Raw genomic sequence first — 14,443 nt, 5'->3', positions numbered from 1 at the left:
CCTTCTGGAGTGAGAGACGGCTTCAGCCGCGGCGGGCGAGCAGCACGAGCGCCTCGTCCACGCTGAGCCGGTCTTCGCGGACCGCGTCCAGCAGGACGTCGAGGTCGTCCCGGGCCGCCGGACGGGAGGCGAGCTCGGGCGCCCTGACGGGGGCGGCCTCGTGCCCGAAGGCTCCGGTGCGCACGGCGATGTAGGCAGCCATGGCTGCGATGTTGGGGTGTTCGTAGAGCAGGACGGACCGCTCCTTCATGCCGAAGGTGCGGTTGACGACGGCGATGAACTCCGCGCCCACGATGGAGTCGACGCCCAGCACGTTGAACGGGGCGGTGGTGTCGATGTCCCAGGCGTCGCAGCACAGGATCGCCGCGAGCTGCTCGCGCAGCACCTCCGCGATCTGCTGCGCCGCGGGCGCCCCGGCGGGTTCCCGTGCGGGTTCCGGTGCGAGTTCCGGTGCGGGGACGGGATCCACGGCGGGAGCGAGAGAAGCGGCGGGTGCGATGTCGGCGCCGGGGCCGGGGCCGGGGCCGGTGAATGCTGTGGCGGCCGGCCGGGCCTCCCCGCTTTTCATCGCCCGCTTGACCTCCCGGGCGAAGGACGCCGGAGTCGGGTAGTCGTACAGGTCGGTCGCCCGCACCCGCAGTCCGTACCGGCTGTTGACGACGGCCACGAACTCCACGACCAGCAGGGAGTCGAGCCCCAGGGTCCGGAAGGTCTGCTCGGGGTCGATCTTCTCCGATTTGATCCGCAGGACGTCGCCGAGCACCCCGACGAGGTCGTTCAGCACATCACTGGGATGTTCGTTCGTCATCGATTGCTCCTCCAAGCCTTCAGTGGCACACGGTCCGGTATCGGTGGCCCGGCGCGCCGCCCACGGGACGGGCCGGGAGATCGCGCGCCGGCACTTCGGTGCGCCATTCCCCCACTGCGCCCTCGGGCACCAGGATCGGCAGCAGCAGCGACCACAGTCCGGAGACCCGGCGCTGCAGCTCGGCGTAGGGCATCGCGGTGCCGGCCATCGCCTCGATACCGCAGGCCGCGGCGGCGACCAGCGATTCGACGCTCTCCCAACGGCCCTCGGCGCGCAGTTCGCCCGCGTCGCGGGCCTGACGCAGCAGCCCGCAGACCGCCGCGAGCCAGATCTGGTGGAAGTCGGCGACGGCCTCGGGAAGGCCCGCGCACTCCTTGGTGAGGCGGAAGCTCGCCGGGATCGCCGGCTCCTCCCGCAGGGTGCGGGCCATCCAGTGCGTGGTGTCGACCAGCGTCTGCAGCGGAGAGAGCCCGGCTTCGAGCCGTTCCCGTACCGACTCGTCCAGCAGTGCGCGACCGCGCAGCTGGACCGCCTCCGCCAGTTCGTCCTTGGAGGCGAAGTGGAAGTACAGCGCCCCCTTGGTCACTCCGGCGAACGCGGCGATCCCTCCGAGTGTCGCGTTCGCGTAACCGTTGCGGTGGAACATCTCGGCCCCCGCGTGCACCAGCTTCCTGCGGGTCCGCTCCGACCTCTCCTGCACCGCGGTTCCTCCTCGGCCCCGACCTGTGGCTGTCCGGTCGCGCGGCCGCACCTCCGGGCCGTCCGCGGCGTGCCGGATGTGGTGTGCGGGCATCTCAGCCCACGCGTACGAGTCGCTCGTTGCCGGTCTCCGCCACCCCCGCGGGGCTTTCGGGGCCCGCCATGAGGATCGAGCGCTGCAGCCTGCGCAGGGCGGCCGACGGCTCGAGCCCGAGCTCGCGCACGAGGACTCCGCGCAGCCGCTGGTAGACGTCGAGCGCCTCGCCCCGGCGGCCGGACCGGTGCAGGGCCAGCATGAACTGGCCGTGCAGGTTCTCGTGGGTGCGGTAACGGCTGGCCAGTACGGTCAGTTCGGCGAGCAGCTCCCGGTGCCGTCCGATCCGCAGATCGGCCTCGATGCGCTGATCGAGGGCGCACAGCCGGGTCTCCTCCAGCCGACGGGTCTCCATGTCGAGCTGGATGCCGCCCTGTACGTCGGCGAAGGCCGGCCCCGACCACAGGGACAGCGCCTCGCGCAGCAGCCGGGCCGCGCCCGGGAAGTCGCCCGCGTCCATGGCCCGGTAGCCCATGCCGGCGAGCCGGTCGAACTCGCGGACGTCGCTGGTGCCGCCGCCGCTGTTGAGCAGGTAGCCCCCGGGCAGCGTGACGAGCACGTCCTTGGCCGTACGCCGGCCTTCCCCGCCCTCACCCCCCTCGCCCTGCTCCAGGGCCGTCGCGATGAGGGTCCGCAGCTGCAGTACGTAGGTCTGCAGCGTGGTGCGGGCGCTGCGCGGCGGCGTCCCCGCCCACAACTCCTCGATGAGGGCCGACACCGGGACGACCTGGTCTGCGTGCAGGGCCAGCAGTGCCAGCACCTGTCGCGGCTTGGGGGCGGTCGGCGTTACGGAGACTCCTTGTTCCCGCACCGCCAGTGTGCCCAGTACTTCGATGTCCACGTCGTACTCCCCTGTCCGTGGATAAGCCTGACTCAGTAAAAAACAGGACTGGCGGTTTGTCAATACGAAACCGACCGTGCTGTTTTGGTTTCTCAGTCGCTCTGGCGAATCCACAAAAGCGGCTCTGACCTGCACAAATGAACCCACCAAGGGTGCACGTCACCCACTGGCGCACGCTCTGCATCCCCTCTAGAACGGACCCAGGGGGGCCAAAACAGACCGGTTGGTCTTCTGGCATACGGAAGCCCCGGCCGTCCGCTTCGCAAGCACGGAAGGCCGGGGCCCCGGGGGACTACTGCGGGCAGGTCCCCTCGACCTCGAGGTCCGCGAGAAGGGCAGCCGGCACCACGGTCGGCAGGAGAAGCCGCCAGAACCGGGTGACGGTGGAGGCCGAAAGCCACTCCGCCTCCCGGGCCCCGAGCACCTCGAAGCCCACGGTGGCGGCCACCACGGCGCTCACCACGTCCGAGGCCATCACGTCCGGGCGCAACTCGCCCTCGGAGTCGGCCTGTTTGAGCGTCTCCTCGACCCACCGCCGCCACCATTCGCGCAGATCTGCGTGCGGCGGGCGGGACGTCTCACCGCTGAGCTCGAACCCGGCCCGCAGCACCACGTCTCCGCGCAGCGCGGCGGCGAGCCGGTGGGTGACGTCGACCAGGAGCTGCATACGGCTCGCCCCGAGCGGGAGCACGGCATCGGCGACGGCCAGCAGCCGGGCCAGCGCCGCTTCCTCGACGGCGTCGGTCAGCGCGGCCTTGCTGATGAAGTGGTGGTGCAGCGCCCCATTGCTCACCCCGGCAAGCGAACTGATCGCGGTGAGTGACGCCATCGCGAACCCCTCCCGGTCGAAGATCTCGGCCGCGGACCGGATCAGGGTGTCGCGCGTCCGCACCGCGCGTTCCTGTTTGACCATCAACTGCTCCGTCACTGCGAGGGGTTGCCACGCCTGCGGAAGGGCAGGCGGCCAGGGAGGCTGTCACGGAGTCGGCCGGAAAGCTGGACTCGCTGGCGCCCCCGACACCACCGCTCACAGTCACACCAGGCCGCTCCCCACGATGCAGCGAGCTCCACTACCCAAGACTCTAACAAACCGCTTGTGCGGTTTTAATGGTTTGGCAGAGCTGAACACGCAGTTCAGCCACGATTGAGGTATCCGGCAGCCTGCGCGCAGGCCTGCGCACACCACCGCCCAGCTAAGGGAGCGCCGGTCGAATTCCACTCGAGAGATGGTCGAGGCACGCCAAACGCACGAGAGCACCGCGGCCATGGGGCCACGGTGCTCTGAAATGTCGGGGAAAGGCTGCGGTCAGACCTCCGCCTCGGCGGCTTCAGCGGCGAGGCGTTCGCTCTCGGCTCCGAGCTCCAAGGCCCGTTCGACGGAGATGACCAGGCTGTTCAGTACAGCGGGCACAGCGATGCTGGGCAGCAGGTGCTCGAAGAGCGAGACCACCCGGGCTTCCAGGTCTTCTCGTCCCGAAAGCATCGAGGAGTAGATCTGCACCCCGGTCCAGGCCCCGGAGAAGAGCCAAGCGCTCTCGGCCGGCACCACGTGCGGCAGCAACTCGCCCTGTGCGGCGGCCTCGCTGAACATCCACTCGGTCGCCTGGATCCACTCGGTGAGCGCCTTCGTCCCGAACTCCGCGCGCATGTCCTGTTCCAGGGACAGCCGGGCCACGGCACTGACCATCGGGTCGCGCCGCATCTGGTAAGCGAGCACCAACCCCGTATCCACGAGGGTCTGCAGCTTGGACGCGCTCGGAGGGATGGTGACACCCGCGAACTGCTGCTCGAGCACACCCTCCGCAAGCGCCTGCTTGGAGGGGAAGTGGAAGTACAAGGCGCCCTTCGTGACGCCCGCCCTGGTCAGGACCTCGCCAATGGTGGCAGCTTCGTAGCCGCGCTCGTCGAACACGGCTGCCGCCGCGTTCAAGATCGCGAGTTTGGTGCGGATCGCGCGCTCCTGTCGCGCCACGACGCCTCCAGTGGTTCTAGCAGGGCTGATTTTTACAAGATGTCGACCTCCCCCATAGAAACAAAACCAGGTAGTCCGTATTTTCACAAGCTGGGCGGCACACGCGTGCCGTTTTCGGTCATCTCGAACTTCACCTACCCACCACGGGAGTCCTGAAAAATGCCCCAGAACATCCTTATTTCCGGTGCCAGCGGTTTCATCGGAGGCCATGTGCTGCGAGCAGCACATTCACAAACGGATGCCCGGATTCGGGTGATGCGGCACCGAGCCGGAGTCGATACGCCTGCAGACGACCGGATCCACACCGTCTCCGGAGACCTACAGGATCCCGCCTCCCTCCGAGCGCTGTGCGACGGCATCGACGCGGTCATCCACTGCGCCTCGGCCGTGAGCGGGGACGCGCAGACCCTGCACACCGTGAACGACCAGGGCACGCATGCTCTCGTCGACGCTGCTCTCCGGCAGGGCGTGCGGCGCGTAGTTTATGTGAGCACGGCCTCCGTTTACGGGCGGGGCCCGTTCCGGGAGGCCGAGGCGCACACCCTGCCGGTCCGGCCGGGCTCACCGACCAGCCACACCCGCGCGGCCGCCGAGCAGCACGTCCTTCGGGCAGGCGGCACGGTGCTGCGCCCACACCTCGTCTACGGCACCGGCGACCGCTGGGTGATCCCCGGCCTGGCCGGCCTGCTGCGGTACCTGCGCGCGGGAGTGGACTGCCCGTCGGTGCATTCCGCGGTGGACGCGGCCGCCCTGGCCTCGGCAGCGGTCGCGGCCGCCCTCACCGACCGGGACGTGGCAGGTGTACACCACGCGAACCACCCCGTGCCCATCCAGGCTTCGGCGCTGATGGACCTGGTGCGGGAACACCTGGACCTGTCCGCGGCCGGGAAACTGGACGCCGAGCAGGCCAGGGCCCGTGCGGCGGGCGCGCCCCAGGCCCTGCACCACCTCGACATGCTGCTGGTGGACCACTGGTTCGCCAGCTCCGACATCTGGCGCCTGCTGGACCGCGACCCGGGCCCCTCGCCTACAGAAGGCCTGCCGGCACATCTTCCCTGGTACCGGGAGCTGCTGCGGCCCGATCCTGCTCCGGGCCGGTGAACCCCGCCCCGGCGTCCGGCCCGAGCAGTACGGGCAGCTCACGGTGTCCGTTGACGAGGAACGACTCGAGCGGGCGCAGCTGCTCTGCCGGGACGGCGAGGGAGAGGTCCGGGAAGCGCGTGAACAGCGCGCTCAGGGCGATCTGCGCTTCCAGCCGGGCGAGAGGGGCGCCGAGGCAGTAGTGCGTTCCGTGGCCGAACGCGAGGTGGTCACGGCGGGTGGACCGGGTCACCTCGAAGCGGTCCGCGCCGTCCCCGTGCACGGCCGCGTCGCGGCCGGCGGCGATGAAGGAGATGACGATCGGCTCCCCCTTGCGGATCACGGTGTCGCCGATCTCCAGGTCCTCGACGGCGTAGCGCAGGAGTACGTTCGCCCCCGGCGTCTCCACCCGAGCGGTCTCCTCCACCACGTCCTCCCAGGCGGCATCGCCGGACCGGACCAGGGCGAGCTCCCCCGGGTTGGCCAGCAGCAGGGCGACCGCGTTGTCGAGCAGGTTCACCATGGGCTCGTAGCCCGCGGTGTAGAGCAGGATCAGGTTGTCCGCCAGCTCCTTCTCCGTCAGCTGGGTGCCGTCCTCGTCCCGCACCGCGATCAGGGCACTGGTCAGGTCGTCGCCCGGCTGGCTGCGCTTGAGGGCGATGAGGCCGCTCAGCGTCATGTAGAGGTCCATCCCGTTCTGCTGCGCCTCCTCCAGCGATATGGACGTGTCGAAGAAGCAGGTGATGATCTTGCGCAGCGGGACGCGGAACTCCTCGGGGATGCCGAACAGTTCGTTGAGCACCTGGGCGGGGAGCTGCTGGGCGTACTCCTTGCGCAGGTCGACCGGGCTGTCGGACGGAAGCTGCGCGAGCGCGTCGAGCAGGTCCTGCACGATCTGCTCGATTCGCGGACGCAACAGAGCGGTGCGCCGGGCCGTGAAAGCCGCAGCCACGAGCTTGCGCAGCCGCGTGTGGTCCGGTCCGTAGGCCGTAACCATGTTCTGGACCGAGACCCAGATGGCCAGGGGCCAGGTCTTCGATATCTCGCCGTCGATCCAGGCGGGCCAGTGCTGGTGGGCGTCCCTCGACACGCGCGGGTCGGTCAGCAGTCCCTTGATCACTGCGTGGTCGGTCACCGCCCACGCCTCGACGTCGCCGGGCAGGGTCACCCGGGCCACGGAGCCCTGCGCACGCAAGCGCGCGGCCTCCCCGTGGAGGTCCGTGCCCAAGGGGTTGATCGCGTAGGGGCACTGCTGCTGACGAGGCATCGGAGTCTCCAGAAAGTCTGGGCCTGGGCTTGAGGACCGTGTAAGAATAAAACCGGCTTGCCGGTTTTTCAAGGCACCGCACCGACCGCTGCGGCGAGCCCGGAGGCCGGGAAAGCCCATAAGCGGAAGGGCTTCTACCACTTAACGCCTGCCCGCGACCCGGAAACCTACCGCACTTTCCAGCCGTGGAGGATGGAAAAAAAACCGGTGCGTCTGTATCTTATGGCCCGGAACTCCTGAGCCATCCGACAACCCATCACACGACGGTGGAGATAGGCGGTGCGAGCATGAGCCTCCTCTCGATCCAAGAGGCGGACTTCGGGATACCTTGGCAGGCGCGTAGACCCGCGATCCGGACCAACACGCATGGCATACCGCGCCTGACCACGACGGTCCCGCGCGAGTACGTCCACCGCGCGAGCCACGCCGAGGTCTTCCTGACCGGCTGCGAGAGGCTCGACGAAGACGACTTCGCCCTCACCGGCCAGTGGCCCCGCGCCCACACGTTCTTCATCAGCATGGACGGTTACCACCACGACTCGATGCAGGCCGCGGAAACGATCCGTCAGGCGGGCCTGTTCCTCGCCCACGCCGAGCTCGGAGTCCCGCTGGGACACCACTTCGTGATCTCGGACATGAACATCACCACCTACCCGGAGAACATGGGGATCGGGCCCGGGCCCAGCGACCTGAACCTGCGGGCGAAGTGCACCGACGTGGTTCGCAAAGGCAAGCGGCTCGCGGAGTTCCGCATGGAGATCAGCATCGAGCGCGACGGCCGGGTGTGCGCTGTCGGCCACGGCGGGTTCGCCTGCGTCTCCGAAGCGACCTACCGGAGGCTGAGGGGCACTTCGGCGAGCACCCCCCGGCGCTCACGCCGCCAGCCGGACGTCAAAGTCCTGCCGGCCACGGTGGGCAGGACGCTGCCCACAGACGTGGTGCTCTCCCCCACGGATCAGACGGACCGCTGGCTGCTCGACCCGGATCCGCGGCATCCCATCCTGTTCGACCACGACGGGGACCACTTTCCGGGCATGGTGCTGTTCGAAGCCGCCCGCCAGGCTGCCGCCGCACTGTGCTACCCGGCGTCCCTCACGCCGGCCTCCATCCTCACAGACTTCCACCGGTACGCGGAGTTCGACACCCCTGTCTGGATCGAAGCGACCCCTGTCCCCACGTGTGCCGCTGACGTACTGAGCGTCCAGGTCACGGGCTGGCAGGACGACGAGAGCGTCTTCACCTCCCTGGTCTCCGGCCCGGTCAGCCACCAGGGACCGGAAAGCGCTCTGCTCGCCAGCCTCCTGAGGTGACCGCGCCCAGGTCGGCCCCCTCGGGACGATCACGACGCGAACCACCCGTACCGCACGTCTTCCCCCGTCCACCTCGGGCAGTTCCATGCCGTAGGCGATGCGAGGACGAGCCCCCGGCCCCGGCCCGCCGAGCGTGGCACCGTCCAGCCGGTCTACGGCAGCAGTCCCCGCATAGCCGACGACATCGGGCCGCCTTCCGAGCGCTCGGTCTTGCGGCCCTTGCTGCCCGGGGCCAGGGTCCGGGCGTCCACGGCCTCCGCCGGCGCCCCCGTCGCGTACAGGCCGTCCGGGTCTGTGTCCCGGTCGTGCGGGAGCAGCCAGAACACCCGCCGCCGGAACGTGCCGGAGGAGCGGGAGGGCTTGGCGCCCGGTCCCAGCAGCGCGTACCCGACCATCCGCCCGTCGCGGTGGTAGGCGGGCCTGCCGCGCCGGGTCGGCAGCCGGTCCAGGCTCTGCCGGACGTAGTCGAGCCCGCTGATGTCCTCGAGCCAGACGAGGTCCACTTCGTGGACGATCTCGTCTTCTGCGATGAGGGCGCTCATGCTGTCTCCTCGTCCGCGAGCAGGCCGATGCCCGGGTAGTACTTGCGCTGGTTGGACAGGATCATTTCCTTGGGCGAGGCCAGTCCCACCACCTCGCGGACCCGTGCCGCGAAGGCCCGGGAGGATATCGCCGGGGCGCCCTCATTGTGGCACCAGCTCCTGTAGGCCGCGTAGAGCGTGGCCTGTTCGGCCCGCAGCTCGGGCTCGAGCCGGCAGGTCTCCCCGAGGAAGCGCCCGGTGTGGTCCTCGGTCTCGGCGTACGCCGTGGTCGCGATGCGGACCCGCTCGGGGCCCGTGAGGTCCTTGTCGCCGCCCAGGTAGCGGCGGGCGCCCTCGATGAGCCAGTTGAGGATGCCGGGGCCCTCCTGGGTGACGAGGACGTCCGCCAGGTTGTCGATCTTGCGGTCGTCGGAGACGACCCGCTCGAACGGGATCAGCCGCATGCGCCGCCAGAACGCGAAGCCGCCCGTGCCCACTTCGGGGCGGTGGTTGCCCAGCAGCCACAGCTTGTGGGTCGGCTCGAAGCTGAAGAAGTCCTGCCGCATCCGGCGGGCCTTGATCCGGTCACCGCCGGTGAGCAGCTTGACCCGGGCCTCGTCGAAGCGGTCGCCCGGCTTGACCTCGCTGCACACGATCACCCGCCGGCCGTGCAGTTCGGCGAGGTCGGTCGGATGGCCCTCGTACGGACGGGCCATCAGGAACCCGGGCGGCGCCGCGTCCGCGTAGTCGCCGAGCAGCTTCATGAGGACGTCCAGCAGGACCGACTTGCCGTTCTTGCCCGACCCGAACAGGAACGGCATGACCTGGGCGCCGACGTCCCCGGTGACGGAGTAGCCGAGCAGCAGCTGCAGGAAGTCAATCATCTGCGCGCCCTCCGGCCCCTGGCCGAAGGTGTCGGTCAGGAAGCGGTTCCAGCGCGGCGTGGGCATCGGCTGAGGCGCCGCCGAGGTGGAGCGGGAGTGGAAGTCCAGCGCGGGGTCGGAGGGGCGGATGTGACCGGTACGCAGGTCCACGACACCGGCGGGCGTGCACAGCGCGTACGGGTCGGCGTCCAGCCGCGCCGCGTTGAGCACCATGCCCGGGGCGGACTTCGCCTGCGCGAGCATGGCGTTCATCCCGCTGGTGCTGAGCGCACGACGGCGGTGCTGCTGGAGCGCGGCCGGGGTGTACACGCCACGGGGGTCGGTGGTGGCGATGGACTCCGCCAGGTCGCCCGCGGCCCACACCGCGGTGTCGTCCTCGTCGATCTGCCAGCGGGTGCAGTCCCAGCGGAACCAGCCGATCCCGGGAACGTGCCGGTAGTCGTTGGAGTAGAGCTTGACGAACAGCTTGGCGTTGCCGCGGTCGGTGAGCGTGTCGGGCAGCAGCCCGTCCGCCGTCGCCTCGCCGTCGGAGCCCGAACCGCCGGACTGCACGCCGGACTGGGCGTCGGACTGCACGCCGGACTCACCCGACTCCCGGGGCGCCGGAATGGGCTGCGCCAGGATCTGCGCCGCGACCGCCTGGACGTCGAAGCCGGACAGCACGCCCTCCTTGTCGCGGCTCATCCGCGGCCTCCGAGGGACAGCGGGCGCGCCAGGCCCGCACTCAGCCCGCCGCGGATGATGGCCCCGCAGCGGCTCTCCTGACCGGGCCGGGCCCGCTCGGCCGCTTCCCGCAGGGCCCGCGTGGCAGCGTCCTCGGTGAGGCGCCCGGCGGCGACCAGCCCGCCGGCCGTGTAGGCGGCGCGGTTCAACTTCTCGGAGAACGCCGCCCCTTCGGGTACGGCCGCGCACGCGGCGACCTCGGCGAGCACCCCCGCCAGGACCCGCTGCGCGACACCGTCGCCGCCACCGGCCGCGAGAACGGCCTGCCGGGCGCGGGGCGGCACGGGCCGGGGCCCGATGGCAGCAGCCGCGGTCTCGGGAACCAGGTGCCCGGTGCGCTCCAGCTCCCCGGCGAGCCAGTCCGGCAGCGGCGCGGGCTCGCGTACGGGCCCCAGGGCGCGGTAGACGCCCGCGCTGGTCACGGTCCCCGGAGCCACGATGTAGCCGCCGTGGGCGCGTACGTCCACCTGCCAGGCCAGGGCCCGGCCGCCGCCCGAACCGGTGGAGCACTGCCACCGCCGCCCGCCGCCGTGGTACCAGACGTGCAGCCCGCCCGACGGGGTGCGCACGCGCAGCGTCGACGCGTCGTCCGCCGGGCTGGTGACGCCGTGCAGAGCGGCGAGCACACCCAGGGTGTGAAAGCCGTTGGCCAGTCCCGTCAGGTCGATCCCGGCGGAGATGGCGATGCCGGGCAGCAGCCGGTCGCGGCCGGGCAGTTCCCGCCCGTGCGCGTCGACGTCGATGACGACGAGGTCCGCGGGACCGGTGGCCACGCCGACACCGAGATCCGGCCGGGTGCCCCACCACTGCTCGACGCGGTCCGCGTCGAGCGTGGCCGCGTGGAACCCGTGGCACCAGCGGCCCGCCCGGAGGCAGTCGCACGCGGCGCGGTCGTGTCCCGGCGCGCGGCACGCGGCGCAGTTGCCCACGGGCGTCTTGCGGCCCGCGGCGAGGGGGTGAACCGGCCACCCCTGCCGGGCACACCACTTGGCAGTCGTCACTGGGAGCCCGGCGACCGGCGCAGTTCTCGTGCACTGCCCTGGGTCGCTGCGCGAATCCCGCAGCTCAGCTGCCATTCACATCCCCCATCAGCGACTGAAGCGACTCAAAGCCCAAAATCAGATTAGCGAAACCCCCGGGAGGCGAGGGGCATATGAGCCAGAACAGATGTACGCCTCCACCCGGTCGGCCAGCGACCGGCCGACCCACCGCCCAGCGACCGGGTCTCGTTCGGTCGCTCGTCGGGCTGCTCACAGAACACCAGGTCACAGGCGTACGCAAGCAAGAACAGCGACTGAAGCGACTCAAGGTCCGTATATATGACGCACACACGCACGCACACGCACGCGCAGGAATGTCTTCATATACCGGAACCTTGAGTCGCTTCAGTCGCTGAAAGCCGCGCCCAACCCCTCTGACCTGGGGTTTCTTCCAATCGCTCGCAGCGACTGAAAGGAGCTTGAGTAGCTCGCGTCCGGTCGCTGCCCGCCCGTACCCACCTTCCGGGCCACCCCTAGCCCACCTGGGCCGGGCCTCGAGCGGAGACCGAGCCGCAGCGGCCGGCCCGCCCTCCTCAGCCCGCCTCAGCCTTCCTGCGGACCGAACTCCCCCGTCAGCAGCAGCTTCTTCTGCGGCTTGCCCATGGCGTTGCGCGGTACCGCCGCGACGAACCGCACCTCCCGCGGGCGCTTGTGCACGGACAGGTGCGCGGCCACGAACTCGGTGAGCTCCGCGCCCGTGACCCCCTCGGCGACTACGAAGGCGACGATGCGCTGGCCGAGGTCCGCGTCGGGTACGCCGACCACGGCCGCCTCGGTCACCTTGGGGTGGTCCAGCAGCGCGTTCTCGATCTCGCCCGCGCCGATCCGGTACCCGCCCGACTTGATCAGGTCGATGGAGGCCCGGCCCACGATCCGGTGCACGCCGTCCGCCTCGTCGACGGCCGCGATGTCGCCCGTACGGAACCAGCCGTCCTCGGTGTACGCGTCGGCGGTGGCCTCCGGGCGCCCCAGGTATCCGGCGAACAGCGTCGGCCCCGTGAGCTGGAGTTCCCCGATCTCGGCGCCCGGCTCGGCCGCGATCCGGGTCCGGATCCCGCGCAGCGGGGTGCCGACCGTACCGGGACGGACCTCCCCGCCCGCCCGGCCGCTGATGGTGATCAGCGTTTCGGTCATGCCGTAGCGCTCCACGGGCCGCAGCCCGGTCAGCCGCTCCAGGTCCCGGAAGACGGGCGCGGGCAGGGCCGCGCTGCCCGAGACCAGCAGCCGGGCTCCGGACAGCGCGGCAGCGGCCTCCGGCGCCCCGGCGATACGGGACCACACGGTCGGCACCCCGAAGTACAGGCTCCCGCCCGCCGCCGCGTAGGCCTCGGGCGTGGGCCGCCCGGTGTGGACGAGGCGGCTTCCGGTACGCAGGGCGCCGAGCACGCCGAGCACGAGCCCGTGCACGTGGAACAGCGGCAGCCCGTGCACCAGGGTGTCCTCGGCACTCCACTGCCAGGCCTCGGCCAGCGCGTCCAGGTCGGCGGCGAGGGCCGCGCCGCTGAGCACCACGCCCTTGGGCGCGCCGGTGGTCCCGGAGGTGTAGAGGATCATCGCGGGATCCTCGGCCGCCGGGGCCTTGCCCGACCAGCCGGAGGAGCGCCGGGCGAAGTCCACGTCGACGACGACCGCCCCGGAGTCGCGCAGGATGTGCTCGCGCTCGGCGGGCCCGGCGTCGGGCGGCAGCGGGACGAGCGGCACCCCGGCCAGCAGTCCCCCGACCGCGGCGGCGACGGTCTCCAGCGAGGCCGTCGCCGTCACCGCGAACGCGGGGGCTCCGGCCACGTCTGCCGCGACCGCGCGGGCCGCGCCGAGCAGGTCCTCGTAGGAGGCGGAACGGCCGGCGACGGTCACGGCGTCCGGCCGGTCCCCGTACACCCCGTCGAGCGCGGTCAGCATGGTCGGCATGGTCGGCAACTCCCTTTCGCAGGTGGCCTGCACGGCCTGCACGGCCTGCACGCCGCGCCCAGCCTACGGGCGGCCGTGCCCCTATGATCGGCGGGACTTGACCGTTCGACGACCGCACGACGACCGCACGACGACTGCTTCGACGACTGCTTCGACGACTGTGGGGGAGACCGGCGTGGAAATGGCACGGTTCGCGTCCTTGATCGCCGCGACGATCACGATGGGCCTGGTCAGCGGCCTGTTCTACGGGTTCTCGGTGGCCGTGATGCCGGGCTTGCGGCGCACCGACGACCGGGCCGTCATCGAGGTGATGCAGCGCATCAACGTGGCCATCCTCAACGGCTGGTTCCTGCTCGGCTACGTCGGCTCCCTCGTCTTCACCGGGCTGGCGCTCGCGCTGTCCCTCCCCGCCGACGGCCGCGAGGTACTGCCCCCGGTGATCGGCGCGTTCGTCTGCTGCGTCCTGGCGATGGGCATCACGGCCCGCGTGAACATCCCGCTGAACAACACCCTGGAGCAGGCCGGCCCGGTCGACCGGATCGCCGACCCGGCCGCCGTCCGCCGCGCCTTCGAGCAGCCGTGGGTACGGGCCAACGTGTGGCGGACGGTGCTCTCCACGGCGGCGCTCGGCCTGCTCGCCTGGGCGCTGGTCCTGCACGGGCAGAACTAGCCCGCCCCCTACGACTCCCCGGCGGGAGTGGCGCGCCCGTACAGGACCAGGGCGCGCGCGAGCGCGGTGAGGGCCGCCGTGCACAGCAGGGTGCGGACGATGTTCGTGGTGACCCAGGTGGTCTTGAACTTCTCCACGATCGAGAAGTCCCGCATGTCGGCGACTGCGCCCGCGTCGGCGAGCTCGTCGTTGAGCGGGATGTTCACCGCGAAGGTGAGCACGAGCACGACGAGGTAGGCCGCCGCGGCCGCCCCGACCCACAGCGCGGTGCCGCGCCGCCCCGCGCGGTACTCGACGACCGCCGAGGCCGCGGCCACCAGCAGGGCGAGCACGAAGGCGGTGCCGAAGAGCGGGTTGCCGTCGATGGCCTTGTTGAAGCCGCGCATGGCGGTGACGTACGTCTGCTCGTCGCCCGCCGCCAGGCCCGGCATCACCGAGACGTCGAAGGCGAAGAACAGCCCGGCCATCAGCCCCACCAGGATCGTCGAGACGACCATCAGTGCGGTGGCGAGCCGGGTGTTGCGGGATCTCTGACCGGTATTCATGCGGTTGCGTCCTTGTCTCAACGGTCGGAAGGATCGGAACGGTCTGAACGGTCTGAACGGTCTGTCTGCACGATCGAGGTT

The 14,443-nt window shown here is 70.7% G+C and carries 14 protein-coding genes; 3 read left to right on the top strand and 11 right to left on the bottom strand.

Translation table 11 applies throughout. From position 1 onward, the window contains the following. Positions 1-22 precede the first annotated feature (22 nt). The 5 genes from OHA89_RS39295 to OHA89_RS39275 form a co-directional block, all read right to left on the bottom strand. Positions 23-808, bottom strand: a complete 786-nt coding sequence (locus tag OHA89_RS39295) for a phosphopantetheine-binding protein (RefSeq protein ID WP_331761678.1) — start codon at positions 806-808, stop codon at positions 23-25. Positions 809-827: 19 nt separating this feature from the next. Next, a complete protein-coding gene (locus tag OHA89_RS39290) occupies positions 828-1,508 on the bottom strand; it encodes a ScbR family autoregulator-binding transcription factor (RefSeq protein ID WP_331761676.1) in 681 nt (226 codons plus the stop codon). Between the two features lie 94 nt (positions 1,509-1,602). After that, positions 1,603-2,442: an AfsR/SARP family transcriptional regulator gene (locus tag OHA89_RS39285; protein WP_257559680.1), complete on the bottom strand. Its 840-nt coding sequence runs from the start codon at positions 2,440-2,442 to the stop codon at positions 1,603-1,605. 292 nt (positions 2,443-2,734) lie between these two features. Next, positions 2,735-3,355 (bottom strand): ScbR family autoregulator-binding transcription factor, encoded by a 621-nt coding sequence (locus OHA89_RS39280; protein ID WP_331761674.1) that lies wholly within the window; start codon positions 3,353-3,355, stop codon positions 2,735-2,737. Positions 3,356-3,748: 393 nt separating this feature from the next. After that, positions 3,749-4,414, bottom strand: coding sequence for a ScbR family autoregulator-binding transcription factor (locus tag OHA89_RS39275; RefSeq protein WP_331761672.1), 666 nt, complete (start codon positions 4,412-4,414; stop codon positions 3,749-3,751). Positions 4,415-4,573: 159 nt separating this feature from the next. On the opposite strand from OHA89_RS39275, the gene OHA89_RS39270 reads away from it, so the two are divergent. Next, on the top strand, positions 4,574-5,515 hold the full coding sequence (locus tag OHA89_RS39270; protein WP_331761670.1) for an NAD-dependent epimerase/dehydratase family protein: 942 nt from the start codon (positions 4,574-4,576) through the stop codon (positions 5,513-5,515). Here the strand turns inward: OHA89_RS39270 and OHA89_RS39265 are convergent. After that, positions 5,442-6,761: a cytochrome P450 gene (locus tag OHA89_RS39265; RefSeq protein WP_331761668.1), complete on the bottom strand. Its 1,320-nt coding sequence runs from the start codon at positions 6,759-6,761 to the stop codon at positions 5,442-5,444. The two genes, OHA89_RS39270 and OHA89_RS39265, sit on opposite strands and share 74 nt — an antisense overlap. A 287-nt stretch (positions 6,762-7,048) precedes the next feature. Between OHA89_RS39265 and OHA89_RS39260 the strand changes: the two genes are divergently transcribed. Continuing rightward, positions 7,049-8,071: a ScbA/BarX family gamma-butyrolactone biosynthesis protein gene (locus OHA89_RS39260; RefSeq protein ID WP_331761666.1), complete on the top strand. Its 1,023-nt coding sequence runs from the start codon at positions 7,049-7,051 to the stop codon at positions 8,069-8,071. Positions 8,072-8,223: 152 nt separating this feature from the next. Here OHA89_RS39260 and OHA89_RS39255 read toward each other — a convergent pair whose 3' ends face one another. From OHA89_RS39255 to OHA89_RS39240, 4 genes are all read right to left on the bottom strand, one after another. Next, positions 8,224-8,613, bottom strand: coding sequence for a DUF6009 family protein (locus OHA89_RS39255; protein WP_266615955.1), 390 nt, complete (start codon positions 8,611-8,613; stop codon positions 8,224-8,226). After that, positions 8,610-10,160: a phage/plasmid primase, P4 family gene (locus tag OHA89_RS39250; protein WP_331761663.1), complete on the bottom strand. Its 1,551-nt coding sequence runs from the start codon at positions 10,158-10,160 to the stop codon at positions 8,610-8,612. Before OHA89_RS39250 ends, OHA89_RS39255 begins: the two co-directional genes overlap by 4 nt. Continuing rightward, positions 10,157-11,275: a bifunctional DNA primase/polymerase gene (locus OHA89_RS39245; protein ID WP_406368835.1), complete on the bottom strand. Its 1,119-nt coding sequence runs from the start codon at positions 11,273-11,275 to the stop codon at positions 10,157-10,159. Before OHA89_RS39245 ends, OHA89_RS39250 begins: the two co-directional genes overlap by 4 nt. Positions 11,276-11,782: 507 nt before the next feature. Next, positions 11,783-13,138, bottom strand: coding sequence for an AMP-binding protein (locus tag OHA89_RS39240; RefSeq protein ID WP_331762024.1), 1,356 nt, complete (start codon positions 13,136-13,138; stop codon positions 11,783-11,785). A 190-nt stretch (positions 13,139-13,328) separates the two neighbouring features. On the opposite strand from OHA89_RS39240, the gene OHA89_RS39235 reads away from it, so the two are divergent. Beyond that, on the top strand, positions 13,329-13,817 hold the full coding sequence (locus OHA89_RS39235; protein WP_331761659.1) for a DUF1772 domain-containing protein: 489 nt from the start codon (positions 13,329-13,331) through the stop codon (positions 13,815-13,817). 8 nt (positions 13,818-13,825) lie between these two features. On the opposite strand, the gene OHA89_RS39230 is transcribed toward OHA89_RS39235, so the two are convergent. Beyond that, positions 13,826-14,362, bottom strand: a complete 537-nt coding sequence (locus tag OHA89_RS39230) for an anthrone oxygenase family protein (RefSeq protein WP_331761657.1) — start codon at positions 14,360-14,362, stop codon at positions 13,826-13,828. Positions 14,363-14,443 lie beyond the last annotated feature (81 nt).

This window comes from Streptomyces sp. NBC_01546 (assembly GCF_045208355.1).
Taxonomy (GTDB): domain Bacteria; phylum Actinomycetota; class Actinomycetes; order Streptomycetales; family Streptomycetaceae; genus Streptomyces.
Note: the sequence above shows the minus strand (reverse complement) of the source record. Positions and strands in the feature narration are given on the sequence as shown.